Below are 25,599 nucleotides of genomic sequence, written 5' to 3' on the forward strand. Positions count from 1 at the left end.
GTAAAATAAGTACCAATAAAAGGAATTTATTACTCAAAGGACTCTAATGAAAACTTTAGCATTTTTAATAATATTGCTATGCACTCAATCGTTTAACGCACTCAGCCAAAACGTCACTGAAATCCCACTTCCTGAAGAATTTGTTACAACGATGGACGTAGCAAGCGAATACCCAATGGTACGCACTGGTTATTTAACAGATTCAATTTCTGATATCACTCGCTTTTATCAGCAAAAATTGGGGGAACCTTTAAAAATAAATGGCAATAATACATATCGAACTTTGTTTTATAATTACCAAGAACGTAAAGTACGTATTAGTCTATACCGCCGTAGTTATGTGACCGAGGTGAGTATAATGGTTGAATAAAAAGGTCTAAAAAAACACTCCCAGAGCAGCTAATTTTAATACTCAGTTAAGCATCGCACTTTAATTAAAGTATTTTTTGAAATTAGCTCATTTAAACTCTTTTTTACCCTTTAAAAATAATCCCCTACCCCAAGGTCTGTTTGTAAGCACATTACTTTTACTATTTATTGGAAGGAGTTAATTATGAGTAAGACCCTAATTATTGGCGCAAGCGGACAAATAGGTAAAATGACAACTGAGCTACTTTTAGAAAATGAGCAAAATGTTGTGGCATTAGTGCGCGACAAAAATAAGTTAAGCGATTTAAACAGCTCTTTTTTAACTATTGTTGAGCAAGATCTTGAAGGCGATTTTGGTGATGCAATGAAAGGCTGTGACCAAGTGATTTTTGCTGCTGGTTCTGGTGGAAGTACAGGCGATGATAAAACTGTACTCATTGATTTATGGGCTGCAACAAAAGCAGCTACATTCGCTAAAGAGCACGGCGTTAACCACTTTATTATGGTCAGTTCGATTGGTGCTGACGATCCAGATTCGATTCAAGGTGATTTAAAACCTTACTTAGTTGCTAAGCACATGGCTGACGAGCACCTAATAAACAGTGGTTTAAATTATACCATTGTTCGCCCTGGTACATTGACTGACGATAGTGCTTCAATGCAAGTAACTACGCAGCAACCAAGTGATCGTTCAGAAGCTAAAATTAGCCGTGAAAACGTAGCCAATGCATTATTACATATTGCGACCAACTCATTTATTAGTAACCGCATTTTTAAGTTGTTTGATGGCGACAAGCCAATTAAAGCTGCTGTTAAATAAGCTTTAATACCAATTTAATTAAACGTATGAACAATTATTACAAAGAATATGTAATTCATCGATAAGGCAAAAAATTACAGTATAGTCGCTCTATATCAGTAACTTTTTGGCGCAATGAATTATTTAATCCTCTTAAATAGTTTATGTTTAATAAAATTAAATTTACTCCACTAAACAAATTAGTGGAGTAATATTTTTATACCTTGCCAACCGAGTTGTAGCGTTAATAACGTTAAAACGACTCTAAAAATACGCTTAAATTTATCCCCAGACATACTTTTAAGTACTTTAATTCCGAACCAAGTTCCTACAGCGCCACTTATTACCATAGCGATTACAAGCGGTATCCATTGCCAAAAACTAAAACCAACAGCGCCATAAATTATCGCTTTTAATAAATGCTGCACACTCATAATGCTCGAAAACGTTGCCGTAAATTTTAACTTTTCGTAATTATTTATATATAAACAGCTACCAACTAATGGGCCACTTGCCCCGACAAACATAGAAATAAAAGTAGTTATTCCACCGGCGACCATACGCCACACCTTAGAGGTTAATTTTATAGGTGGCGTTTTACCCCACAGTAAGTAAATAACAAAAATAGCGACCACTAACTTCATGGCATCAAGCGATATATCATCAATTACAAAACTTGATAACCCCGCCCCTACTAAGCCGCCTAACGCAAAATATACAAACATGCTTTTATCAATATGCTTAAAGCTGAGTAAAAACCTATTTGCATTAGAGCCAAGCTGTACTAAACCATGCACAGGCACAACAACTGCCATTGGCATAAACGACGCCATAACAACAAGCAGCATTAACCCGCCACCAGCACCAAATGCAGCAGATACAAAAGAAGTAAAGCCAGCGGTGATCATTAACAATAAAAACAAAAATAAAGACATGCTGTCGGGAAATAAAAAATCCATAAAACTCCATTGCCTATTTAAATACTTTTAAGTCGCAGTATTTAAATAATAAAAAAGGTACTACACACATTTATAGCCACTTTATCAGCCTCTATCTCAGGCTATGTACTATGTTGCGTTGTTTTTGCACTTTGTTTGCACATTTAACAAATATTATACATTCAACTTCATTACCGGATATTTTTGATGAAAAGATTTAACACACCAATTTTAACACCACTTGCAGTGTGTATACTCACACTGAGTTTAGCCGCCTGTAACGGTAGCGATGCTGAAAGTACAGTTGTAACTGAAACAACCACCGATGAGGGAACTACAACAGATACTTCAACCGATTTTGTTGTAGAAGTCGACCCTTTTAACTTTGAAAGCGATGCGCTCATTTCATCAATTACCACTCAAACATGTGCGCTAAGTAACGGCGATGAAGCGTCATGCTATAAAATTGATATAGCAGGTGCGCCTTCAAATTACGAGATTGGTGTATTTTGCCCTCGAAATATCACGTCAACAGCTGACGAAGCTGGTATTTGGTTTGATGGCACCGGTGAGGTTTACGATATAACCGGCGACTTTATTTTAAATCTACCAACATTATATAACGATAGTCATTGGCAGCTATACGACGAAGGTACAGGGCTTGTAAATGTAACCGACACACAAGAATCGTGTGATGGCGCTGCACGCCCAAACGTAGAAGAACAATACCAAAACCACTGCGTAGAATGCTCTATTGATTATGTGGATGGCGGTATATCAGAGTCATTTTTAATTCCAATAACGCCTGTTGCAACCACTCAAAATAACAGTATTGGTAACGCCAATGTGGGTGTTGCTCTCAATGGTGTTGTACTTGCTGCACCCGCCCCTGTTGATGCTATTTTAGGCGCATACACTATTGCCGCCTTTGATGATTGCGCTGGGCATATTAACTTAGTAGCAGGTTATCACTACCACGGTGAAGCAGGTTGTAGCCAAACACAAATTCAATCAGACGGTCATGCCGCCATGATGGGTTATGCACTCGATGGATTTGGTATATTTGGCATGCTTAACGAAGATGGATTAGAACCCACTGATTTAGACGAATGTAGAGGCCACACCGACGATACACGCGGTTACCACTACCACGCAGCCGATGTATCTGAAAACATGTTTATTGGTTGCTTTAAAGGTGCTACCGCAAGATAAGTCGCATTCTGGCTAAATAATTAACTGAGATACTAATGAAAATATTTAACGTAATAAAAGCACTAACCACTGGCTTTTTACTTGCTACCTCATGCTCAGCGCTAAGTCACGCAGGCCACGGTTCAAACGCGCCTTGGGAAGCATGTGAAGCAAAAGCCATTAATGAAGATTGCAGCTACACAAGCCATGATAAAAAAGCGACAGGCACATGCCAAGCAATGAACAAAGTACTTATGTGCGTTCGAAATAAGCCACTTGAAACATTAATAGACAAAGCAACTCAACCAGCAAGTGCTCAAAAGCAATCAGTTAAATCACTCGCTAAACTATAAAGTAAAATAACAGCTACACGCCAAAGCCTTAACGCTGTTTGTTAAGGCTTTTTTAATTACAAATTATTAGAAAGCATCACCTTTATCTGTTAAATTAACTTTGTGTATCAAATAATAAAAATAAAATTCCAAAAATGGAATTACACAAGCAAGGTACCAACGTGAGCGCCACATTTAAAATTGTTTTTAATGGTCAGTTATATCAAAATACTGACCTTACCTCTGCCCAAGAACAACTCAGCCAACTTCTTAATATTCCTCATAATATTGTTGTTCAGTTATTTGATGGAAAAGCTTACGCTTTAAAAAAAGACTTATCGAGTATTGATGCTGTTAAAACAGAATCCTCACTTAAAAAGCTAGGTTTGATTACTAAAGTAGAACCTCAACTAATTACTGTAATCTCTCAATCTCAAAATAATCAAATAGCACTCACTGAGCACAGTAAAAATACAGATAAACACATTAGTGAAAGTACTGAAGGCAAAAGTATCTCAATACAAAGTGAACGCCTAGATACGGGCAAAGCCCCAAATACAGCTGCAGCTATTAAGCAAAGTTATAATAAATATAAACTACTGCGTAACACTTTAAAAAGCACATTGTACTTTTGCTATAGCGCACTTTGTATTATTACCTTAATAGGCGTAGTGATCAGTGTTAATGCACTGAAAAACAACTTTGGCATTCTAAATAACGGAACTACAAATAACACAACTACAAACAACTTAAGTTACCAAAATTATAAACAATATTTGATTGATCAAAATAGCCTAAATCAACCAGCACAAAAAGTAACAAACGAGCAAACAGCTAACCCTACACAGCAAAAAAGTAATGAGTACTTTAGACGCTTTTCATCGCTAATAAATAGCTACGCGCAAAGTACCGGACAAGCTGATATAAAAACGATGGGGGGTGACAAATTACAACAGCACCTGCAAGAAATAGACGACCTAGGCCCTAAAAATGAATTTTGGCAGCAACTGATACAACTTTCAAAAAGCTTAGATAACGATAAGCACGCAATAGGGATGCTAAACAATACTGACCCCGCCAAAGTACAATGGATAAACGCGGTAGATTGGATCAGCCAAAGCTATATTAGGCAACATCAAAACTCGCAAACTATAAACAACTCTCCTGTCGCTACCTATGAGCCAAGTAACCCTATACTTAACCTAACGTTGTTAATAAGTATGCTGTCATTATTTAGCCTGCTTGTAATTGCAATAAAAATGAAGCTACGTGCAATAAGACATTCTTAAACTTTATTTTCACTTTATAAATTCCATAAAAAAACCCGCAAATTTGGATTAACAAATTTGCGGGTTTCTTATGGTTTACGAATAACGAGTTCAAAAACCTTTATTGGTGGAGCTGGGGGGATTTGAACCCCCGTCCGAAAAGCCTCGACCGTCGGTACTACATGTTTAGTATTGTCATTTAATTAACCTTTAAGTCCCGGACAAACACGGTAAATAAAGGCGAGGCCGCTTAGTTTTAGCGCTTCAACCCCGGCCAGGGTTTCCGTCGCGATCAGGTGTTAGGGTGACACTCCAAAATCCAGTCCACAAGAATACATGGAAGGAGCGCTAGCCAGCCTAAGCTGCTAGAGAGTAGTTATCGTCGTTTGCGATTACTTTAGGTTGCGGCTGTTTAACGAGGCAAACCGCACCTCGACATGCACCTTGGGCTTCTTGAATTCCGTCGAATCCTAATCAGCCCCTGAATTAGTAACTCAATTCAGAGCGTACAAACAGTATAACTGAGTAAAGTACTGATACTCAAGGCCTAGTAACGCTTTATTTTAGTTGTATGTGTCAATCGCGCGTTAAGTAAGCAAAATTTAGTTTATGCAAGCCTATATAAACATTTACTTAACAATGTGTTTAACCTGTGTTCAAATGAGGAGTTAAGGTTTTTGCTATTTCTAAACCTTTAGTTGTAAAAAATAAATATAATAACAGGCATAGAGTAGGGAATTAATAAATGTCGGTTTTTTCATTTGATAAAAGTACGGGGTTTGTCTCTTTAGCAAGTCACCCTATTGATAGTGGTTTTCCTGTTACAAGTACTCAGTTAACGCAAATGCTCGAACAATCTGAGTTTAGTGAGTACGAAGCTGTAATTGCCAATATTGGAAAGCTTTTTGCGCCAACTAAAAATTATCAGGAAGTATCGCTTGTCGTTGCTAAAGCTGTAGATGCTTCAATTGTCATTAATATTGATGAAAAAAACATGGTCGCAGAAGCAACATTAACTACCGCTAAAGGTGGCGCACTTTTGTCTATGGAAGGCGCGCAAAAAGCACTTGCTGATGCAGGTGTTAAAAAAGGAATAAGTCCTCGTGCGCTTGATACCTTTTTAGGCCAGCAGTTTGAGCAACCGGCAGGAAGCTCTTACAGTGCCATAATTGCACATGGACGCAACCCTAAAGAGGGCCGCGATGCTAAATTTGTGCGTTTATGCTCAACAGCCCAAGACCGAGTACTCAGCCCACAAGCTAAAGAAGGCGGTAAGGTTGATATGAAAAACCTTGGCGCTATTATCACCGTAAAACCTGGCACTCCCTTAATGCAGCGTATTGCAGCTACCCCTGGAGAAGAAGGCTATACGGTATTTGGCGATTCAATTAGTGCAAAACCAGGTAAAGATCACCAACTCCAGCCTTTCGAAGGTACAAAAGTAGACCCTAATAATCCTAATATGCTTATTGCCGACTGCAAAGGTGTGCCCGTTGCCCTACCACGTGGTATGCGTGTAGATGATGTTTTATGCTTTGATAACGTAGATGTAAGCACAGGCCACGTTGATTTTGATGGTAGTGTAATTATTACTGGCGATATTAAAGACGGCATGCGTGTAAAAGCCAACGGTGATATTACGGTACTTGGTTTTGTAGAATCAGGAACTGTTGAAAGTAAAAGTGCGGTAACCATTATGCTTGGTGCAATTGGCCGAAAACGTGAAGGCGAGGAAGCATTTACATGCTCTATAACCTCTCAGCGAACTATTTCGATTGGTTATGCCCAGTACTGCAATATTAAATCCGAACAAGATTTATTTATTGAACGCCAAGCTCTGCATTGTGATTTAAGTGCTAGGCGATTAATACGTGTAGGCAAAGCAAATGACCCGCGAGGTAAAATTATTGGCGGTAATATTTTAGATGCTATGCGCATTGAAACGGGTGAATTAGGCGCGCCAGCCGGTACTAAAACACGCGTATTTTTAGCGCAACTCTGGTTTGAGCTTCGCCAAAAGCAAACACAAATCACCGATTTTGAAAAAATACTTGCGACTAAAGTAACGGCTTTACAACAGGCTCGTGAAAAAGCGAGTAAAATTGCGAGTGCTGCTCAGCGCCAGCAATTCATGAATAAAATAACTGAAAATGAAAAGCATATAAAAATACGCTCTGCGCATATTCATCGTCAAAAACTACTTATTAAGCAAAAAATAGTGCAATTACTTGCCAGTAGTCGTTTAAAAGTAAATGAATTAATGCACCCTGGTGTGGAACTTAAAATAGCGAAAGATTCTAAACAATTTTCGCGTATTTACCCGCCCCACCTAGTTAAGCTAACTGAGGGTAAAATTACTCAGACGTTTTAGTTTCTTCGTCATTTTTTGTTTCAGTGTCAACTTCGGCATCAGCGTCGCCATCATCTAGCGGCGCTAATGGCCAACCACCTAATTGCTGCCAGCGGTTTACTATTAAACAATAAAGCTCAGCTGTACGTTCTGTGTCGTAAAGCGCTGAGTGCGCTTGGCTGTTATCAAACTCGATACCAGCCGTTCTACATGCTTTTGCTAATACAGTTTGCCCTAACGCTAAACCCGCTAAAGATGTTGTATCAAAGCTTACAAACGGGTGAAATGGCGTACGCTTAATGTTATTACGCTCTATTGCTGCATTTAAAAAGCCATGATCGAATGCGGCATTATGTGCCACAATAACTGAACGTTGGCACCCAGCAGCCTTTTGCGCTTTGCGTACTACTTTACATATTTCTTTAATGACTTCGTCTTCAGGTACTGCGCCACGTAATGGTGAAAACGGGTCTATACCGTTAAAGTCGATGGCTGCTTGCTCTATATTAGCGCCTTCGAATGGCTGAACATGAAAATGAACAGTATGATCTATGCTGAGCAGTCCTTCGTCATCCATTTTTAAAACAGAGGCTGCTATTTCTAACAAGGCATCTGTTTCTTTGTTAAAACCTGCAGTTTCAACATCAATAACAACAGGAAAAAATCCACGAAAGCGTTTTGCGAAAGGTGTTTGCTCAGTATTTGCCATAGTCTTCTTTGTTTATACGTGTAAGCTGACTATTATGTCAAAATTGATGCCCCCTAGGCTAGGGGATTTAAGTATTTATTGCTTTAAAATTGTAGGCACATAACTTGCTTTAACTTATAAGTTAGTTACGTAGAGAACAAACTAATCATTGCAGTCGTAAATTTGCCAAATTATTGGCATTCCCGGATAGCTGGAGAGCACCATGAAGTATAAGTTGTTATTTATTAGCCTTAGTATAAGTGCAGTGCTTTACAGTACTCACTCGCAAGCTGCTATGCGCCAATACACAGCAACCCAAGACAACTCCAACTGGGAAGTAGTTAAAACAACGCGCTTACAATGCCAATTAAATCATGAGGTTCCTTATTACGGTGAAGCTATATTTAAAGCTTCTGCAAGTAAAAATAAAAACTTAACATTTAATTTAGATATGGTTGTACGCCCAGATAACTACGCAATTGCAGGTTTAAAAGCAGTGCCACCTACATGGCGTGCAGGATTGCCCGCTCGCGATATTGCAAATATGAAATTACTTAAAAAGTTTGATGGCGAGCTAGGCAATAAAACCGCATGGGAAATGCTTACCGAGCTTGAAAAAGGCTACTACCCTACTTTTTATTATCAAGACTGGCAAAACAGTGCCGATAAAATTGCCGTTGGTATATCGAGCGTAAACTTTAAACAAGCTTACTGGGCTTTTTTACAATGCCGTGATGAGCTACTCCCTTACAGCTTTGAAGATATTTCGTTTACTGTAATGAACTATCAATCTAACAGCAGTAAATTAACTAAATCCTCGCAACAACGTCTTGATAAGATTGCTGAGTATTTAAAAAATGATGCAAGCATAGAGTCCATTAGTATTGACTCATACACCGATAGTTATGGCGGACGCTGGAATAACTTAGATTTATCGCGCAAGCGCGCCAAAACTATAAAAGATTACATGGTGGGCTTGGGTGTTGATGAAGCCAAAGTACAAACAACCGGTTTGGGCGAAAAACGCTTTGTTGATAATAACGATAACATTTTAAGCCGAGACAAAAACCGTCGTTTAATTATTCAAATAGAGAAAATGTAGTAAAGCTAATTTGAGTTTACTTTCTTTCGCTTTAAAAACTTATCACCAAATTGGAAAAAACCTAGACTAATTAAAATAATAACCGCACCAATTATTAGTTCTTGGCTTAATGACTCATTATTTAGCCAAGCTCCCAAGCCTAACGCAAAGCTAGGGGTGATAAGTGTAGTAAGTGATACCGTGCTTGCATTTAGGTTTTGCAGCACATGAAAATACGCCAAAGCCCCTACTAAAGATCCAAATATTCCTAAATAACCAATAGCCCACAATGATTTTGCACTCCAGTTTTGTATATGCAATTCACCATCTAATAACCACCAAGCAATAAAAAAGAGTGGGGTTACAAAAACCAATGCGCCAAATGTTGTTGCCATAGGATGAATCGCAATTTTCACGCGCTTGATCATCACACCACTTAAACTAAAAAAGCAGACAGCCATAAACACATAAAGTAACCCGAGCCCTTGAGTTTGCGAGCTTTGTACTTGGTTATAACTAACGAAATATAAGCCAATTAAGGCGCACGCTAACGCAACTAATTTAATCGGGCTAAATTTAGGTTCATTTAATAATTGCTGAGCAAGCAACCCCGACAAAATAGGTGCAAGGCCAAACATAAGCGAAATAATACCCGAAGGGACTGTTTTAGCTGCCATATAGCTCAGCAACATACCGCCAAAAATACCTATACTCGAATAAAAATAAAGTAAGCATGCATTTTTGCTCCAAGGCACTCTAATATTTGTAATAGCAACAATTAAGCCGCCTAAAAATAGCCCCACCAGCATCCGCATTAACACTGCAAGTGTTGGCGATACAGTGTCACTACTCCACACTATACCCAGTGGTGTAGTAGACCATATAAGAACCATTAAAAAATACGATACTTTAACTGGCACGTGCCATCCCTACGCTTTATATGAATGAATAAAACAAAAAATAAATTATACGCTCACTACTGTGCTTTAGTACTTTTTAAACACTAAAGTCCTTAATAAATACAGTTGTAAATTGTAAGTTACATTTTAATAACGCTCTTTTATTACAAAACTATTTGAGATTTGAGCAACTAGTTATATCGTGCATGTATATTAATAATAATTAAGGTAATTAAGTGCTTAAAAATAAAACAACTGGAAGCATGTTAATTGTTGCAGGCACCACTATTGGTGCAGGTATGTTGGCATTGCCAATTGCATCTGCCGGGCTTGGGTTTAGTACTGCACTTGCATTAATAATTGCTAGCTGGTTACTAATGACCTACACCGCACTACTCATGTTAGAGCTACACCAATATGCACCACGCGATGCTACATTAAATACATTGGCTAAATTATGGCTTGGAAAACGCGGACAATATATTGCGAATTTTTCGATGGTTTTTTTATTTTATGCTTTATGCGCTGCTTATATTGCAGGTGGTGGTGCACAACTTCAAGCGCGTATAAATATAGGCTTTGATGTAAATATAGCCCCACAGTTTGGCTCTGTGATCCTCGCTGTTATTATTGCTAGTGTGGTAACGCTAGGCACTAGCAAGGTAGATAAATTAAATAGAGTGTTATTTACAATAAAAATTGTTGTATTAGCTAGCTTGTTTTACATGCTTACCCCTTATGTGCAAGGTAAGCACTTATTAGAGATGCCCGTAGAGCAAGGATTAATCCTTTCGGCTATACCGGTTATATTTACTTCATTTGGCTTTCATGGATCTATTCCTTCAATTGTTAAATATGTTGGTGTTGAAATAAAAGTACTGCGCAAAGTAATGATTGCTGGAGCCGCCCTACCTTTAGTTATTTATATTTTTTGGCAACTACTTAGCCAAGGTATTATGAGTCAAGCTGATTTACTCAACAGCCAAGGGCTTAATGGGTTTGTATCTAGCGTGGCAAGCATTGCGCATAACCCAAGTGTGGCAACGGCCGTTAAGTTATTTGCTGATTTAGCACTGGCGACATCATTTTTAGGGGTGAGTTTAGGGTTATTTGATTTTTTTGCTGATGCATTTAAAAAAGGTGACAATAAAACGGATCGAATAAAAACGGCCTTAATTACGTTTATTCCGCCACTTGGCTTTGCGCTATTTTACCCTCAAGGCTTTATTATGGCTTTAGGTTACGCTGCAATAGCACTTGTCGTGCTGGCTATATTTTTGCCTGTAGCAATGGTTTATAAACAGCGTACAACATCAAATAAAACAGGCTATAAAGTAAAAAGTGGGAATGTTGGGCTTGGTATAGCAGCTATATGTGGCATAACTATTATTGCTGCACAGTTTATGCAAATGGTGGGGCTTATTCCTGCTATTGGTTAAAGTTTTTTGTTTTAATTTAGATAATAAAAAACCGCACATCATCAGGTGTGCGGTTTTTTATATTAACTGCGTTTATTTACAAACGTCAGCTACAGCATTTGAAAAGTATTCAATATTTGAATGACTAACACCTGCAACATTTACGCGGCTAGAGCCAACAATGTAAATGCCGTATTCTTTTTGTAGGCGAGCAATTTGCTCTTTATTAATTCCTAAGAAAGAAAACATACCGTTTTGGCGCTCGATAAACGAGAAATCTTGAGCAATATCTTTAGTTGCTAAGCTTTCTTTAATTAAGCTACGTAAGCCATTTATGCGGCTACGCATTTCATCAAGCTCAGAGTGCCATAATTGTGTAAGCTCAGTACTGCTTAAAATAGTATTAACAATGTCAGCACCATGCGCTGGCGGCATTGAGTAAATACTACGTACAACGCTTAGCATTACAGAGTTTGAAATATCTGCTGTTGCGCTGTCTTTTGCAATTAGTGAACATGCACCAATACGCTCGCGGTATAAGCCAAAGTTTTTAGAACATGAAGAACAAATAATCAGCTCTTCTACTGCATCGGCTAAAATACGTAAGCCACGTGCATCTTCTTCAAGTGAAGCACCAAAGCCTTGGTATGCAATATCAACAAGTGGTGTAAAGCCAACTTCTTTTGCAAGTTCGGCAACCGTATTCCACTGTGTTTCATTTAAATCCATACCGCTTGGATTATGACAACATGCATGCACTAAAACCACATCACCTTTAGGCACTTGTTTAAGTGTGTTGATCATTTCATCAAACAGTAAATCTTTATTTTCGTAATCGTAATATGGGTATTCTTTTACTGTTAAGCCTGCAGCTTCAAACAAACTAATGTGGTTAGCCCATGTTGGGTTAGTTACCCAAACAGTCGCGTCTTTATTGCAACGCTTAATAAATTCAGCTGCAACACGAAGTGCACCCGTACCACCAGGAGCTTGTGCAGTACGTACGCGGTTAGCTAGTAATGCTTGGTGTTCACCTAATAGTAACTGCTCCATTTTTTGGCAGTAATCTAAATTACCCGCTAAACCAATGTAAGATTTGCTCATTTCGTTTTCAAGACGAAACGCTTCAGCTTTTTTTACCGCTTTAAGAACCGGTGTATTGCCTTGCTCATCTTTGTAGACACCTACACCTAAATCAATTTTATTAGGGTTCGTATCTTGTTTATAGGCCGCCATAAGGCCAAGAATAGGATCTGTTGGTAATGGTTTTAATACTGAGAACATTGGCTATCTCTTATCGTTATTTAGGGGTTAGCTGTTAAGCTAAGCTTAACATAAAAGCACATCATATTGACTAGCGTTATTTACACTAGAAAGTGAGGAATTTTAATACAACATGCAATTAAAACGGCAAGCGTCTTTTCATCAAAAAAATCATTTTTAAAGGCTTCTGCATCTACAATACCAACGCATTCATTTTGTGCATTAAATAAAGGTAGGCAGGTTTCTGATTTAACTTTAGGATCGCATGTGTAGTATTCACCACCTTGTGATAAATACGCTTCAACGTTATTAATAATGCGGCCCTTGTGAGATAGCGCAACCTGTACGTTGTTACTGCCAGCCGCAAATGCTTGCGTTAAAGGAAACAACGGACGACTAGGCGCACCATGATAAGCCAGCTTTAATAGTTGCTTACCTTCAGGGGTATTAGTTGATTGATAAATACCATACCAATCAACGCCTGTTTGCTGCTCAATGTAGCTTACAATACTGTGTAAATTAGCTAGCTTAAACTGTGTTTGCTCATCACTTTTAATATAGTCAGTTAATTTGAATGGCTCATCTTGTAAGTAACCAAATAAATTACATGCACCGCCCTCGCCAAGCTCAGGTATTTGATACTCCCAACACACATCAGGCAAAGCAGTGTTTGCTAAATGTAGATCAAGCTTTTCAAGCTCTGTTGAAATCAAAGCTGGATTAGCACTAAGTTGTGCTTGTTTTAAGTAAGAAGAAATCATTTGGCCATCCATACATCTAAAGTTTCGAGAATAATAGCATGGATATTTTTACAGAGCTAGCTCAACTTGTAGCACATTTCAACTTGGTTACCACTGGCGTTATAAGTGACTTTTTCGGCTATTTCTTCTAATAAAGACACCCCTCTGCCAAATTCGTTATTAGCCTTTGCCAACTCATCGTGCTTACTACTAAACCCTCGGCCTGAATCACAAATAATAAAATATAAACTTAGCGTGTCGGGGCAATAGCGCATATCAATAATAATCATGGCATCTGTAAGTTTAGCAAGGGCTGCCTCTCTCAACTCGTAATATCGAAAAAAGCCGTCTTCTTGTTTTTTAATTTCTGAATTAAGTCCTAATACACCATGATCAAGCGCGTTGTTATACGCCTCAGACAACAGTAAAAATATATTAGAGCGATGAGTATTTAACCCCTCAACACTGCTTAAAATATTAACGACGTCGTACACTGGATCAGTTTTTTTTATTTGCTCTGAGTTTAAGCTCAAAGATAAATTAAAGGCTAAAGTAGAAAAGGCTTCCCGCTCTTGTTCCTCAGGAATTAAAGGCAGGCAGTTTAGTAAAACAATGCTTAAATCATCTTGCTGTTTAGTGCCATCGGCAAACTTAGTAACGTTAGCAACTATGTCTTCACTACTAATCATCGATTTACTTTTTAAGGTTTGTAAAAATCGCTCTTCCCCAAAAAATATATCCTCTTTGTTTGCCGTTTCTATAATACCGTCGGTTGCTAATACTAGGCGTGTATTACTATTTGTTTCAAAATGAATAACTTCATATTCAAACTCTTGTTCATCTAAAATCCCCAGCGCCATATGCTGCGATTCTAATGTTTGTTTTACATTACCGTCTTTATCTATTAGATACGCATCTGGCAGGCCGCCCATCCATGCAGAAACACTTTTACCTGATGCACTAAGCTCTATAATGGTTGCAGCACAAAACATATGCCCAGGTAGGAGGTTGTACAGTAGTGTATTTAGCTCGCTGGCAATATCGTTAACCGCCATACCTTTTTGTACCATAGTATAAAACACACGAGAAGTTGGTAATGCACCTATAGCCGCAGCTAGGCCGTGACCCGTAAAATCGCCCAACATGCAATACAAATTACCGATAGGACTTTGCGCTACTAAAAACATATCGCCGTTAAACATAGAGGCAGGTGATAAATTAAAATCTAAATACTCTTTAAACTTACCTTGATTTTCTAATGAGTTATTAAAAATATGTTCAATTATTTCGTGTTCACGTTCAATTTGATTATGATGATATTCAAGCAATTTTTTTTGCTGGTTAGCTTTTTTACTCAGCTCTCTGGTGCGAATATGTGCTTTAATTTTTGCATGCAGAATAACTTTTTCAAATGGTTTATGAATAAAGTCATCACCGCCTACCTCGAGGCAGTGCTCAAAACTTGCTTGATCCTCTAAGGAGGTTATAAAAATAATTGGTAAGTAAACTTCACTATATTGCTGCTTTATTTTTTCAGCGGCTTCAAAACCATCCATTACAGGCATTAAAACATCAAGTAAAACAACGTCTATTTGCTCTCTTTTTAATACATTAAGCGCATCTAGCCCGTTATAAGCCACTGATATTTTATAACCTTCTTGCTCAAGCATTTTACTGAGTAAAATGCGATTGAGCGCCTGATCATCTACAATTAACACATGTATCATTAGCTAATATCAAACTTTTTATCAAAACGTGAAATTTGTAGAATTTTTCTAAGCTGTGGTTGGCAATTGCTTATTTCGATAGTTTTTACTTGGCTATCAATGGTTTTTTTCATGTTAAGTAACATGCCAAGTGCTGAGCTATCCATGTAGTCAGTCTCTCTTAAATCAATAATAACCTTTACAATTTTTTCACTCATTTGAGCATAAGCTTGGCGAAAAGATTGCACTAAATTAAAGTCAAATTTACCTTTGATTTGTATTGTTAATGTAGTGCCATCGACTGATTCATTCTTAGTTAAACTCATATTAAACTCCAATAATATTTCCTTTGAACTAAATATAACCTGTTAAAAGTATTTAGCAAAAAGAAAAACACACAACTTCAAATTTGCTATCATTTACGCCAATATTTAATTAATTTTTATCCATAAAGGTAAGGTATGAGTGATAGTCACTTAGTATATTCAACAAGTACGGGTCGCATTGACCAGCCAAAACCAGAAAAAGAGTTAGAAGCTAAGCTTTTTAAAGATGGTTTTATTCGCATTGAACGTCAAACAAAAGGGCGTAAAGGCAAAGGCGTAATGTTAGTTGTAGGCATTGATCCAAAAGATCACGATTTAAAAAAGTTAGCTAAAACTATAAAAAGCAAAATGGGCCAAGGCGGCGCAGTAAAAGAAGGCATTATTGAAGTGCAAGGTGATGACCGCGATAAACTAAAAGCCATTTTAGAAGCGTTAAAATTTAAAGTTAAAATTGCGGGTGGTTAACCCGCAATTTTATTAACTACTTACTTCGCTATTTGAGAGCTCACTTAACCTTTCATACAATTTTGGTAGTTCGTGCTCCGCAATGGGTTTACTAAAATAATAGCCTTGTACAATGAAGCAATTATTATTTTGTAGAAACTGCATCTGCTCTATTGTCTCAACTCCTTCGGCAACCACGTCTAGCTTTAACTTTTGCGCCATGGCAATAATAGCTGCAGTGATTTCCATATCATTTGTATCCTCAGGGATATCTTTTACAAATGAACGGTCAATTTTCAATATATCAACCGGGAATCGTTTTAAGTAACTGAGCGACGAATAACCAGTACCAAAATCATCAATAGAAATAGATATACCTAAAGCTTTAAGCTCGTGAAGTTGTGTAATTGCAGCTTCTACATTTCCCATTAGCATACTTTCGGTAAGCTCTAAATGAAGGCGCTTAGCCGAAACACCCGTCCTAATTATCATTTTACTCAGTGTTGAGACTAAGCTTGAGTCTTTAAACTGGCGAGCCGATAAGTTTATCGATATATTATTTTCTAAGCCTTGCTTTGTTAATCTTACGGCAAAATCACAAGACTCTTGAAGCACCCATTCGCCTAATTCAACTATAAGGCCTGTCGCTTCTGCAATAGGAATAAATTTATCTGGAGGGATTGCGCCTTCAGTTGGGTGGAACCATCTTAATAACGCTTCATAACCAACTACCTGATGAGTACGACTATCAACTTGAGGTTGGTAGTAAACTACAAACTGTTTTTCTTTTAGTCCTATACGTAGCTCATTTTCAATAAATAAACGCTCATTAGCAGCTGCGTTCAATTCCTGGCTATAAAAGTGGAATGTATTACGCCCTTTTGCTTTTGCCTCATACATAGCTAAGTCAGCATGTTTTAATAACTGATCCTCTTCTAGGCTATCGTACGGAGCCATTGTAATACCAATACTCGCGCTCACAATAACTTCATTGCTACCTAGTTTAATAGGTACATTTAGCGTTTTTTGAATTGTATTGGCAACATCAGTCGCGTGAGCTTGGCTTTCTATACCACTGAGCAACACTGCAAATTCATCACCACCTAAGCGCGCTATGGTGTCTTCAGCTCGTAAACGTTTTTTAAGTCTGTTTGCCACTTCAATTAATAATTGATCGCCTGCATCGTGGCCTAATGTATCGTTAATACGTTTAAATTCGTCTAAATCAAAGTAAAACAATGCAAACGCATAGTGCCCACGTTCAGCTAATGCCATTGATTTACGTAATTGCATTCTAAAGAACGTTCTGTTGGCAAGACCAGTAAGAGTGTCAAAGTAAGCAAGTTGCTCCATTTTACGCTGGCTTTCTTTTACAAACGAAATGTCTTGTGCTGATGCTACATAACTGGTTATTTCACCGCCCTCTTCACGAATTGGTGAAACACTTAAAGACACCCAAATTGGCTCTTTATTCAAGCCTTGGATTAATGTATCACCGCGCCAATAATTACGGCTGCGTAAATCTATGTCTATATCTTCAACTAAAATAGACATCTCTGAGGCAATAATATTCAGTAATGGCGCTCTGTTGAAATGGCTTTCTGGGTAGCCTGTCATTTCTAGCATTTTTGGATTTACGTATTCAATTACAAAATTCTCATCGGTGATCACAACGCCAGTGCCCGAGAATGCGACCGCTTTAGATAAACGGTTAGCTGCTTTTTCAGCAATTTCTTTTTCTGTAATTCTCTGGTTTAAGCCATCGATAAGTTTGCGAATTTCTACCGTCATGTCTCTAAATGAGCCATTAAGCGTGCCAATCTCATCTTTGTTTTCTGGTGGAAATTCTGTAGTTAATTGACCTTTGCCAAAACTTGTAACTGCATAAACCAAAGTATGTAAACGGCGAAGGACTAGTTGATAAAGCGCTTGATGCAGCAATAAGGCAACTAATATTGCGTATAAAATAAAGAGACCGAAAAACTTCAGTTTTAAATCTTGTAATGCAGATAACGTAGATGAACGCTTTTTATATACCCCTATGTACCAATCTAAGTCATCAATCTTACGAATATTGATAATATGAGCTTCGTCATTTTTTTCAAATGAATTTGCGTATTCAGGTAACTTCACTGCAATAACATCGTCAATAATCGACTGCAGCGCTGGGTTTACAAATTCGTTAGTAGCGAGTGCTTTATTATCACTACCATAGTCAGCTAGTAAGGTCGGATTTAAGTCTGGGTGTGCCAACAATTGCCCTTTGCTATCAAACACAAGTAGGTGTTTTTCTTTATCACCAACAGGTAAAAACGAAATAAGTTTGTTGAGGGAAATATCGCTCCCCGTCACACCTAAAAACTCATTATCAACATAAACAGGTACTAGTAGGCTAATAACCCACTTGCGCCATACTGTATCGTAGTAGACTTTTGACCATGCAGGCTCTCTTACTGTTTCAAGCGTGCTCTTAATCGATTTATAAGTTGAGCCATTCGTCGCTCTAAAACCAGCTGGTGCGTTCAGTGCCCAGTTTGGAGGAGAAACACGAATAAAATCATCATCTGTAATGAGATAAAAGTTAAAAAAGTCGTGTACCAGTGTAGGAGATATTATACGCCACAGCATCTCAGAATCATTAAATAGGCGTTTATAAAAAGGAGAGTAATTTTGCTGCGGTAAAAATGCTGCTGATAAGCCATCAGCCGAGGCACTTCGAATCGTACCGTCGCTATTAAACTGTAACTGTGATTTGTTGCTTAAATTAATTGGTGAATTGGGTTGGAAAAGTTGCTGTGTTACTACGTTATTAGCTTGCTGCGCAATATTTATTTTTGTTTTAATGCGCTCATTAAATTGCTTCACTAATAAGTCTGTCGAGCTTTTTAAAATCTCATGTTCTTCAAAAACAAGTTGTTTCTCTTCAGATTTAAGCATTAAGGCAGCCGCACACACCCCTGCTATTAGGCAAATAGCGGATATGAGTAGCGATAGTTTTACACTTAAAGAATTCAATCCAAAACGCGATGGAGGGCGTCTGTAAACCACGGGTCAACCTTAATTATTAATAATTGTTATTATTTGAACCAGTTAACGAAATATACCAGATCCAGATTCATATTTATAAATTATTTGTAAACTTTCTATAAAAACTAATATAGAGGAATAAATAGTACCCTAAGCTTATTTAGATCTTTATTGACATTGTTAGCAACTCTCCATACATTAACCGCATGAAAATATTTATCTCTCGCACTTTTTTTTCGTTTTTTAGCTTCTTTATATAGGAGAGGCTTCCCTGTTTGTGAGATAAAATCAATCGAATAGTAAAGCCTCCCAACCGGGAGGCTTTTTTGTTTTTGCTGTGTAATAACAGCTTACTTTTGGAATGAGGATACCAAAATGACAAATGATGTTTTAAATACCCTAAGACACGATATAAATGAAATAGACTCTGATTTACTCGTGTTATTAGCTAAACGCCGCCGCATTAGCCATGGTGTGGTTGAGTACAAAATTGCTAACAACAAACCAATTCGCGATGAAGCTCGCGAACTAGCACTTTTAGAAAAACTGATTGGTTATGGTAAATCACTAGGTTTAGATGCTTACTACGTAAATAATGTTTTCCAAACTATTTTGGAAGACTCTGTTTTACACCAACAAGCAATGTTACAAAAAAATCTGAATCCAGATGCCCTCAGTGAAACACACCGTGTCACTTACTTAGGTGGTCAGGGTTCTTATAGCCAACTAGCATGTCATAAATATTTTAGCCGCCGCCCGGGTAAATTAGTTGAAATTGGCTGTACATCGTTTGATGAAATAACAGGTAAAGTAGAAAACGGCCAAGCTGACTTTGGCTTGTTACCCATTGAAAACACAAGCTCTGGTAGTATTAACGAGGTGTTTGACTTATTACAGCACGCACAAGTATCAATTGTTGGTGAGGTAACTCACAGTGTAGAGCATTGTTTACTAGCAAATCCAGAAACAGAACTTAGCCAACTAACAAAAATATTTGCACACCCACAACCATTTGCGCAGTGCAGCCGTTTTTTACAGGGCTTAGGTGACTTACAACATGAAACATGTGACTCAACATCAAGCGCACTACAATCGGCATTAAACACACCAAATAGTGCAGCAATTGGCTCTGCACAAGCGGGGAAAAACGTAGGGCTTGAGGTTATTAAATCAAACCTAGCTAATCAAAGCGAAAACCATAGCCGCTTTATTGTTGTTGCACGTAAGCCTCTACAAGTATCTAACCAAATTCCAACTAAAACTAGTTTGATCATGTCGACAAAACAGCAAGCGGGCTCACTAGCCGATGCGCTAATGATTTTTAAACAGCACAAGATTAATTTAGTAAAACTTGAATCTCGCCCTACTCCAGGTAATCCGTGGGAAGAAGTTTTTTATGTTGACCTAGAAGCAAACTTAGCCGAAAGCCAAGTAAAAGAAGCGCTAGAAGAGCTTAAAGAGCACACCCAATATGTACGTATTTTAGGATGCTACCAAAGCGAGTCATTGCAGGCCGTAAGCGTTAATACTTAATAAGCAATTTTACAAATCAAAAAGGGCCAATATTGGCCCTTTTTAGTTAACCAGTACCAATCTGTATAAGTATTTGAGTAATTTAACGAATTAAGTCCCCATACTTAAGCAAACGGTATAACAAATATTAATCTAAAACTTTTGAATCATTCGCTTTATTTAATAAGCTTCGACTTTGCGTTAAAAAGTGTTCTGTAGAGTCAGAAAAGTAAACTTTAGCTTCAGCAAAAGAATCAATAAGCGCGGCTTTATCTCCCGCTTTTAATTTAGCTAATGTACTTGCAAAGGTACCTTGGTACTGTGCAAGTAGGTTCTCTACATCATCAAATTGTGCGAGCATAATATCTGAGTACAGCTCAGGCGACTGTGCAAACAAACGCCCGACCATCATCAACTCTAATTGATATATAGGTGACGAGCAACTGCGCAACTCTTCTAGCGTATGACTTTGTTTTGCTAAAAACTGTCCGTACACAAATGTCGTTAAATGGCGCATTACTTGAATAATTTGCATTGCTTCATCATGTTTTTTAGCATCAAGCTCAACAAGCTGGCAACCCCATACTTGTAACTGCTGTAATAAACCTTTTGCCGCTTGGTGCTCTCGCCCTTCACATACAACAACTGTTTGTTTTACCCAATGTGATATATCGGGCCCAAACATTGGATGTAAACCAACCACAGGGCCACTGTGCGCAGCTTTTAATGCTTTAATAGGCGATTGCTTTACCGATGTAATATCTACAAGTAAACAGTCTTCATCTAGTTTAGGTAACTTAGCAACGACAGCGTCTAATGCATTAATAGGTACGCTAATCATTACCAGCTTGGCACCTTTTAAAATACTTTTAGCATCGTTTTGCTGATCTTTATCTAAAATTTTAACTTCGTAACCTGAGCGAATAAACTGCTGTGCAAATAACTGCCCCATGGCACCTTGACCACCCACAATTACAATTGGCGAAAGCTCTGGCGCTGCGCATGCAAGTTTCGCTTGTTGGTTTTGATAGGCTTCTCGCATCATACGTCTTAGTATATCTTCAACGAGATCTGGGCTTACATTTTGATTTATTGCTTCTTGTCGTCTTGCCGCTAATAGCTCTGCTTCACGGACAGGTGCATGTAAAGGCGCGCCTGTTTGTTGTTTTATCTCACCAATTTTTTGCGTAATACTATTACGTTTAGCGAGTAAGGCAACAAGTTGTGCATCGCATTCATCTATACCTTCTCTTAGCTGTGCTAAATCACTTATGTCAGCCACGTTCGTCCCACCTTAAAAAACCAAATAACGTAAATATAAATTTACATAAAAGTAAACTAATCAATACGATAAATACTAACAGGATCAGCTAACTGAGAAAAGGCTAAAGCGGAAATTTTACTAATGAGGAATTGAGAATTGAGAATTGAGAATTGAGAATTGAGAATTGAGAAAATAATATTCTAAAACCAAAACGGGTTGCAACCCGAAGGATGCAACCCGTTTTTTTGCGTTGATAAACAGCGCGTATTAGTTAAGTTTTTCTCTAATACGTGCAGATTTACCAGAACGCTCACGTAGATAGTAAAGCTTAGCACGGCGAACTGCACCGCGACGCTTAACTGTTACGCTATCAATAAGAGGGCTGTGCGTTTGGAATACACGCTCAACGCCTTCACCGTTCGAGATTTTACGAACTGTGAATGCTGAGTGAAGACCACGATTACGCTTAGCGATTACAACACCTTCAAAGGCCTGTAGACGCTCTTTAGCACCTTCTTTTACTTTTACCTGTACAACCACTGTATCACCAGGGCCAAATGCAGGTACGTCTGTTTTAAGCTGCTCATCTTCAAGCGCTTTAATAATATTTTGGTTTACTTTTGCCATTATGTTTCTCACTTTCCTAGGTGTAACTGTCTTCTAGCCACAAGCTTTTTGGTACTCTTGCTGAAATTTCGCGAGTAATACCGCTTGCTCCTCAGTCAGAGCTAGGTTATGCAACAAGTCAGGACGTCGTAACCAAGTTCTGCCTAATGACTGCATAAGCCGCCATTTTGCTATCTCTTGGTGGTTGCCACTGAGTAATACAGCAGGAACCTGTTTGTCGTCCAATGTTTCTGGTCGTGTATAGTGTGGACAATCTAACAAGCCATCCGAAAATGAATCTTGTTCCGCTGACTGGTTATGACCTAACACACCTGGCACTAATCGCGCTACTGCGTCAATTAATGTCATGGCAGGTAGTTCGCCACCACTCAAAATAAAATCACCAATTGACCATTCTTCGTCAACATATGATTCTATTATTCTCTCATCTATACCTTCATAGCGACCGGCAATCAAAATCAGTTTTTTAGAGTTAGCGAGTTCGCTAGCACCTTGCTGATCAAGTTTGCGCCCTTGCGGGGACATATAAATTACTTTAGCACCATCACCAGCTGCTTTTTTAGCTTCGGCAATCGCTTTTTTTAATGGCTCAACCATCATTAACATACCAGGTCCGCCCCCGTAAGGACGGTCATCTACGGTTCTATGCTTATCTAAAGCGTAGTCTCGCGGATTCCAGCAGTTAAAATCAATTAAGCCATTTTTTACTGCGCGACTGGTAACACCTTGGTCTGTAATAGCGTCAAACATGTCTGGAAAAAGGCTTATCACCCCTACCCATAATGAACTAGTTTGCGTCATTAAAAACCAGGATCCCAGTCTACGGTAATTTCTCTTGCGTCGTATTTAACTTCTTTAATAACTGAATCAGTTAAAAAAGGAATCAAACGCTCAGCTTGACCAAATGCGTCTTTACTGTTTGCTTTAACAACCAGTACGTCATTTGATCCTGTCTCCATCAGGTCATCAACAATGCCTAAGCTATAACCTTTATCGGTTACAACAGACATGCCAATGAGATCTCGCCAATAGAACTCACCTTGCGGGAGTTCTGGTAAATGCGCTGCATCCATTGAGATTTCAGCATGGGTATAAGCCATTGCTTCGTCTCGGTCGTTTACCTGCGCAAATTTAGCGATAAAGCCTTTGTTGTGGCGACGCCAGTCGACCACTTCTAAGGACTGCCATTTACCTTGCTGCCCTATCAACCACGGGCTGAAATCGAAGATCCCTACGGGATCATCAGTAAATGAATGTACCTTAAGCCAGCCCTTTATACCATATGGGGCACCGAGCTTTCCTACGACAATTATTGATGAGGTGTTCTCTTGACTCATGGTTACACTTACGCCTATTAAGCCGCTTTACGAGCGTCTTTTACTAACTTAGCTACGCGATCTGAAAGAGATGCGCCCTGACCTACCCAGTGTTCAACACGTGGTAAATCTAAACGAATTTTTTCTTCTTGACCTGAAGCAATTGGGTTAAAAAAGCCTACTTTCTCGATGAAGCGACCGTCACGCGAGAAACGGCTATCCGCAACCACAATTTGATAGAAAGGGCGTTTTTTAGCGCCACCACGTTGCAAACGAATAGTTACCATACCGTCCTCTATAAAGATTGACTGTTTTCATTAATAAGATTTACTCCCCAGAATGGGGAGCTGGGGAATTGTACGAGTTTTTGGCAATAACGCAAGTAAGAAGTGAACCAAAAAGGCAGTTTAGTAGGTTAAACCGTGATCTCAACGACAAATAAGAGTTAAAGGTGTATTCCATGCATAATTTATTCAACAAAAAAGGAGCTATTTGCTCCTTTAAATATGATTCGCTATTATTTTAAAAAGTAACTTAATGGTACTTTTTAAAATTTAGGACCGCCGCCGCCCATCATTCCAGGTGGTAACATGCCTTTCATACCGCGCATCATTTTAGTCATGCCGCCTTTACCTTTCATTTTTTTCATCATTTTTTGCATTTGCGTAAACTGCTTAAGCAACTTATTGATCTCTTGTACTTGCGTACCTGAGCCTGCTGCGATGCGTTTTTTACGCGAACCTTTAATGATTTCTGGGCGTGCGCGCTCTTTTTTAGTCATAGAGCTAATAATAGCTTCCATTTGGATAAATGTTTTATCACCCATTTGACCTTTAACAGCATCTGGTAAGTTAGACATACCAGGGAGCTTATCAAGCATTGACATCATGCCACCCATATTCTTCATTTGCTTTAATTGATCAGCAAAGTCGTCAAGGGTAAAACCTGCGCCTTTAAATACTTTTTCAGCAACTCGAGCAGCTTGCTCTTTGTCGACTTTCATTTCGACTTCTTCGATTAATGAAAGTACGTCACCCATGCCTAAAATACGTGACGCTATGCGGTCTGGGTGGAAAGGTTCAAGTGCGTCAGTGCGCTCACCCACACCCATAAACTTAATAGGCTTGCCAGTGATATGACGAATCGATAAAGCTGCGCCACCACGTGCATCACCATCGGTTTTTGTTAATATAACACCGGTAAGTGGTAATGCTTCGTCGAATGCTTTAGCTGTATTCGCAGCATCTTGACCTGTCATTGCATCAACAACGAACAAGGTTTCAATTGGATTGATTGCTTTATGAAGATCTTTAATTTCATCCATCATGTTGCTATCAACATGTAGACGACCTGCAGTATCAACAAGTACTACATCTATAAATTTCTTTTTAGCATGTGAAATTGCAGCGGTTGCAATATCAACTGGTTTTTGCGAAATATCACTTGGGAAAAAATCAACATCAACTTCTGCTGCAAGCGTTTCTAGCTGTTTAATAGCCGCAGGACGATAAACATCGGCACTTACTACAAGTACTGATTTCTTTTTTCGCTCTTTTAAAAACTTAGCAAGCTTAGCTACACTGGTGGTTTTACCCGCACCTTGTAGACCCGCTACCATTACAACGGCTGGCGGTTGCGCATTTAGACTTAGCTCTTCATTAGCCTCACCCATTGCTTTTTCTAGTTCTTCACGCACTATTTTTATAAATACTTGGCCCGGGCTTAAGCTTTTTGTAACTTCAACCCCAACTGCACGTTCTTTAACTTGTTTTACAAACTCGCGAACAACAGGCAATGCCACATCGGCTTCTAAAAATGCCATACGCACTTCGCGAAGTGTGTCTTTTATGTTGTCTTCCGTCAGACGGCCACGGCCACTGATATTTTTTAAGGTTTTACCTAATCGTTCTTGGAGGTTCTCAAACATGTAACGGTTCCGATAAGACGTTTATATCAATCCATTTAAATTTTACGGTTAATTTGATTTTTCAATTAACCTAGATTGACTTATTAAGTTTCAATTAAAAGTAGTATACCGTAT

Annotated in this window: 24 protein-coding genes and 1 other RNA gene; 10 read left to right on the forward strand and 15 right to left on the reverse strand. The window is 38.5% G+C overall.

Features of this window, described 5'->3' with window-relative positions:
* Positions 1-46 precede the first annotated feature (46 nt).
* Entirely contained in the window at positions 47-370 is a 324-nt protein-coding gene (locus WNY98_RS05620; RefSeq protein WP_342875424.1) for a hypothetical protein, read from the forward strand.
* Positions 371-553: 183 nt separating this feature from the next.
* Positions 554-1,189, forward strand: a complete 636-nt coding sequence (locus WNY98_RS05625; RefSeq protein WP_007581997.1) for an NAD(P)-binding oxidoreductase — start codon at positions 554-556, stop codon at positions 1,187-1,189.
* A 179-nt stretch (positions 1,190-1,368) separates the two neighbouring features.
* On the opposite strand, the gene WNY98_RS05630 is transcribed toward WNY98_RS05625, so the two are convergent.
* Positions 1,369-2,127, reverse strand: coding sequence for a sulfite exporter TauE/SafE family protein (locus WNY98_RS05630; RefSeq protein ID WP_342877346.1), 759 nt, complete (start codon positions 2,125-2,127; stop codon positions 1,369-1,371).
* Positions 2,128-2,313: 186 nt separating this feature from the next.
* Here WNY98_RS05630 and WNY98_RS05635 point away from each other — a divergent pair, with 186 nt between their 5' ends.
* The 3 genes from WNY98_RS05635 to WNY98_RS05645 all read left to right on the forward strand — a co-directional run bounded on the left by WNY98_RS05635 (position 2,314) and on the right by WNY98_RS05645 (position 4,918).
* Positions 2,314-3,318 (forward strand): YHYH protein, encoded by a 1,005-nt coding sequence (locus WNY98_RS05635; RefSeq protein ID WP_342877347.1) that lies wholly within the window; start codon positions 2,314-2,316, stop codon positions 3,316-3,318.
* A 35-nt stretch (positions 3,319-3,353) separates the two neighbouring features.
* Positions 3,354-3,650: a hypothetical protein gene (locus WNY98_RS05640; RefSeq protein ID WP_076925481.1), complete on the forward strand. Its 297-nt coding sequence runs from the start codon at positions 3,354-3,356 to the stop codon at positions 3,648-3,650.
* 161 nt (positions 3,651-3,811) lie between these two features.
* Positions 3,812-4,918, forward strand: a complete 1,107-nt coding sequence (locus tag WNY98_RS05645) for a hypothetical protein (RefSeq protein WP_342877348.1) — start codon at positions 3,812-3,814, stop codon at positions 4,916-4,918.
* A gap of 104 nt (positions 4,919-5,022) precedes the next feature.
* Here WNY98_RS05645 and ssrA read toward each other — a convergent pair.
* Positions 5,023-5,379, reverse strand: a transfer-messenger RNA (tmRNA) gene (gene ssrA / locus WNY98_RS05650).
* 263 nt (positions 5,380-5,642) lie between these two features.
* On the opposite strand from ssrA, the gene WNY98_RS05655 reads away from it, so the two are divergent.
* The gene (locus WNY98_RS05655; protein WP_342877349.1) at positions 5,643-7,268 is read left to right on the forward strand and encodes a FapA family protein; all 1,626 of its coding nucleotides are present in this window, start codon (positions 5,643-5,645) and stop codon (positions 7,266-7,268) included.
* Here WNY98_RS05655 and rnt read toward each other — a convergent pair.
* Positions 7,252-7,956: a ribonuclease T gene (gene rnt, locus WNY98_RS05660; RefSeq protein ID WP_342877350.1), complete on the reverse strand. Its 705-nt coding sequence runs from the start codon at positions 7,954-7,956 to the stop codon at positions 7,252-7,254. The genes WNY98_RS05655 and rnt overlap by 17 nt on opposite strands.
* A 202-nt stretch (positions 7,957-8,158) precedes the next feature.
* On the opposite strand from rnt, the gene WNY98_RS05665 reads away from it, so the two are divergent.
* Positions 8,159-9,037 (forward strand): OmpA family protein, encoded by an 879-nt coding sequence (locus WNY98_RS05665; RefSeq protein WP_342877351.1) that lies wholly within the window; start codon positions 8,159-8,161, stop codon positions 9,035-9,037.
* A 5-nt stretch (positions 9,038-9,042) separates the two neighbouring features.
* Here WNY98_RS05665 and WNY98_RS05670 read toward each other — a convergent pair whose 3' ends face one another.
* A complete protein-coding gene (locus WNY98_RS05670) occupies positions 9,043-9,936 on the reverse strand; it encodes a DMT family transporter (protein ID WP_342877352.1) in 894 nt (297 codons plus the stop codon).
* 215 nt (positions 9,937-10,151) lie between these two features.
* Here WNY98_RS05670 and WNY98_RS05675 point away from each other — a divergent pair, with 215 nt between their 5' ends.
* A complete protein-coding gene (locus tag WNY98_RS05675) occupies positions 10,152-11,354 on the forward strand; it encodes an aromatic amino acid transport family protein (protein WP_024598426.1) in 1,203 nt (400 codons plus the stop codon).
* Between the two features lie 72 nt (positions 11,355-11,426).
* Here WNY98_RS05675 and WNY98_RS05680 read toward each other — a convergent pair whose 3' ends face one another.
* From WNY98_RS05680 to WNY98_RS05695, 4 genes are all read right to left on the reverse strand, one after another.
* Positions 11,427-12,617 (reverse strand): amino acid aminotransferase, encoded by a 1,191-nt coding sequence (locus WNY98_RS05680; RefSeq protein WP_024598427.1) that lies wholly within the window; start codon positions 12,615-12,617, stop codon positions 11,427-11,429.
* A gap of 80 nt (positions 12,618-12,697) precedes the next feature.
* Positions 12,698-13,357, reverse strand: a complete 660-nt coding sequence (locus tag WNY98_RS05685) for a GAF domain-containing protein (RefSeq protein WP_342877353.1) — start codon at positions 13,355-13,357, stop codon at positions 12,698-12,700.
* Positions 13,358-13,413: 56 nt separating this feature from the next.
* Positions 13,414-15,063 carry a SpoIIE family protein phosphatase gene (locus WNY98_RS05690; RefSeq protein WP_342877354.1) on the reverse strand — a complete coding sequence of 550 codons (1,650 nt, stop codon included), beginning with the start codon at positions 15,061-15,063 and terminating at the stop codon, positions 13,414-13,416.
* Positions 15,063-15,368, reverse strand: coding sequence for an STAS domain-containing protein (locus WNY98_RS05695; protein ID WP_024598430.1), 306 nt, complete (start codon positions 15,366-15,368; stop codon positions 15,063-15,065). The genes WNY98_RS05690 and WNY98_RS05695 overlap by 1 nt, the downstream gene beginning before the upstream one ends.
* Positions 15,369-15,503: 135 nt before the next feature.
* On the opposite strand from WNY98_RS05695, the gene WNY98_RS05700 reads away from it, so the two are divergent.
* Positions 15,504-15,833, forward strand: coding sequence for a translation initiation factor (locus tag WNY98_RS05700; protein ID WP_007581414.1), 330 nt, complete (start codon positions 15,504-15,506; stop codon positions 15,831-15,833).
* Positions 15,834-15,845: 12 nt separating this feature from the next.
* On the opposite strand, the gene WNY98_RS05705 is transcribed toward WNY98_RS05700, so the two are convergent.
* A complete protein-coding gene (locus tag WNY98_RS05705) occupies positions 15,846-18,860 on the reverse strand; it encodes an EAL domain-containing protein (RefSeq protein WP_170072093.1) in 3,015 nt (1,004 codons plus the stop codon).
* Between the two features lie 354 nt (positions 18,861-19,214).
* Between WNY98_RS05705 and WNY98_RS05710 the strand changes: the two genes are divergently transcribed.
* Entirely contained in the window at positions 19,215-20,372 is a 1,158-nt protein-coding gene (locus tag WNY98_RS05710) for a chorismate mutase (protein WP_342877355.1), read from the forward strand.
* 127 nt (positions 20,373-20,499) lie between these two features.
* On the opposite strand, the gene tyrA is transcribed toward WNY98_RS05710, so the two are convergent.
* The 6 genes from tyrA to ffh all read right to left on the reverse strand — a co-directional run bounded on the left by tyrA (position 20,500) and on the right by ffh (position 25,485).
* A complete protein-coding gene (gene tyrA, locus WNY98_RS05715) occupies positions 20,500-21,633 on the reverse strand; it encodes a bifunctional chorismate mutase/prephenate dehydrogenase (RefSeq protein ID WP_342877356.1) in 1,134 nt (377 codons plus the stop codon).
* Positions 21,634-21,882: 249 nt separating this feature from the next.
* On the reverse strand, positions 21,883-22,242 hold the full coding sequence (gene rplS / locus WNY98_RS05720) for a 50S ribosomal protein L19 (RefSeq protein ID WP_007581406.1): 360 nt from the start codon (positions 22,240-22,242) through the stop codon (positions 21,883-21,885).
* A 33-nt stretch (positions 22,243-22,275) separates the two neighbouring features.
* On the reverse strand, positions 22,276-23,043 hold the full coding sequence (gene trmD, locus WNY98_RS05725; RefSeq protein ID WP_342877357.1) for a tRNA (guanosine(37)-N1)-methyltransferase TrmD: 768 nt from the start codon (positions 23,041-23,043) through the stop codon (positions 22,276-22,278).
* Positions 23,043-23,579 (reverse strand): ribosome maturation factor RimM, encoded by a 537-nt coding sequence (gene rimM, locus WNY98_RS05730; protein ID WP_010554631.1) that lies wholly within the window; start codon positions 23,577-23,579, stop codon positions 23,043-23,045. The genes trmD and rimM overlap by 1 nt, the downstream gene beginning before the upstream one ends.
* Before the next feature lie 17 nt (positions 23,580-23,596).
* The gene (gene rpsP, locus WNY98_RS05735) at positions 23,597-23,845 is read right to left on the reverse strand and encodes a 30S ribosomal protein S16 (protein ID WP_002962192.1); all 249 of its coding nucleotides are present in this window, start codon (positions 23,843-23,845) and stop codon (positions 23,597-23,599) included.
* Between the two features lie 260 nt (positions 23,846-24,105).
* Positions 24,106-25,485 carry a signal recognition particle protein gene (ffh, locus tag WNY98_RS05740; RefSeq protein ID WP_076925472.1) on the reverse strand — a complete coding sequence of 460 codons (1,380 nt, stop codon included), beginning with the start codon at positions 25,483-25,485 and terminating at the stop codon, positions 24,106-24,108.
* Positions 25,486-25,599 lie beyond the last annotated feature (114 nt).

Source organism: Pseudoalteromonas sp. AS71 (genome assembly GCF_038900275.1).
GTDB lineage: Bacteria > Pseudomonadota > Gammaproteobacteria > Enterobacterales > Alteromonadaceae > Pseudoalteromonas.

Excerpts from the sequence above, each read along its gene's own strand:
- WNY98_RS05620 (WP_342875424.1), top strand. The coding sequence starts at position 47 with ATGAAAACTTTAGCATTTTTAATAATATTGCTATGCACTCAATCGTTT.
- WNY98_RS05625 (WP_007581997.1), top strand. The coding sequence starts at position 554 with ATGAGTAAGACCCTAATTATTGGCGCAAGCGGACAAATAGGTAAAATG.
- WNY98_RS05630 (WP_342877346.1), bottom strand. The coding sequence starts at position 2,127 with ATGGATTTTTTATTTCCCGACAGCATGTCTTTATTTTTGTTTTTATTG.
- WNY98_RS05635 (WP_342877347.1), top strand. The coding sequence starts at position 2,314 with ATGAAAAGATTTAACACACCAATTTTAACACCACTTGCAGTGTGTATA.
- WNY98_RS05640 (WP_076925481.1), top strand. The coding sequence starts at position 3,354 with ATGAAAATATTTAACGTAATAAAAGCACTAACCACTGGCTTTTTACTT.
- WNY98_RS05655 (WP_342877349.1), top strand. The coding sequence starts at position 5,643 with ATGTCGGTTTTTTCATTTGATAAAAGTACGGGGTTTGTCTCTTTAGCA.
- rnt (WP_342877350.1), bottom strand. The coding sequence starts at position 7,956 with ATGGCAAATACTGAGCAAACACCTTTCGCAAAACGCTTTCGTGGATTT.
- WNY98_RS05665 (WP_342877351.1), top strand. The coding sequence starts at position 8,159 with ATGAAGTATAAGTTGTTATTTATTAGCCTTAGTATAAGTGCAGTGCTT.
- WNY98_RS05680 (WP_024598427.1), bottom strand. The coding sequence starts at position 12,617 with ATGTTCTCAGTATTAAAACCATTACCAACAGATCCTATTCTTGGCCTT.
- WNY98_RS05685 (WP_342877353.1), bottom strand. The coding sequence starts at position 13,357 with ATGATTTCTTCTTACTTAAAACAAGCACAACTTAGTGCTAATCCAGCT.
- WNY98_RS05690 (WP_342877354.1), bottom strand. The coding sequence starts at position 15,063 with ATGATACATGTGTTAATTGTAGATGATCAGGCGCTCAATCGCATTTTA.
- WNY98_RS05695 (WP_024598430.1), bottom strand. The coding sequence starts at position 15,368 with ATGAGTTTAACTAAGAATGAATCAGTCGATGGCACTACATTAACAATA.
- WNY98_RS05700 (WP_007581414.1), top strand. The coding sequence starts at position 15,504 with ATGAGTGATAGTCACTTAGTATATTCAACAAGTACGGGTCGCATTGAC.
- WNY98_RS05710 (WP_342877355.1), top strand. The coding sequence starts at position 19,215 with ATGACAAATGATGTTTTAAATACCCTAAGACACGATATAAATGAAATA.
- rplS (WP_007581406.1), bottom strand. The coding sequence starts at position 22,242 with ATGGCAAAAGTAAACCAAAATATTATTAAAGCGCTTGAAGATGAGCAG.
- trmD (WP_342877357.1), bottom strand. The coding sequence starts at position 23,043 with ATGACGCAAACTAGTTCATTATGGGTAGGGGTGATAAGCCTTTTTCCA.
- rimM (WP_010554631.1), bottom strand. The coding sequence starts at position 23,579 with ATGAGTCAAGAGAACACCTCATCAATAATTGTCGTAGGAAAGCTCGGT.
- rpsP (WP_002962192.1), bottom strand. The coding sequence starts at position 23,845 with ATGGTAACTATTCGTTTGCAACGTGGTGGCGCTAAAAAACGCCCTTTC.
- ffh (WP_076925472.1), bottom strand. The coding sequence starts at position 25,485 with ATGTTTGAGAACCTCCAAGAACGATTAGGTAAAACCTTAAAAAATATC.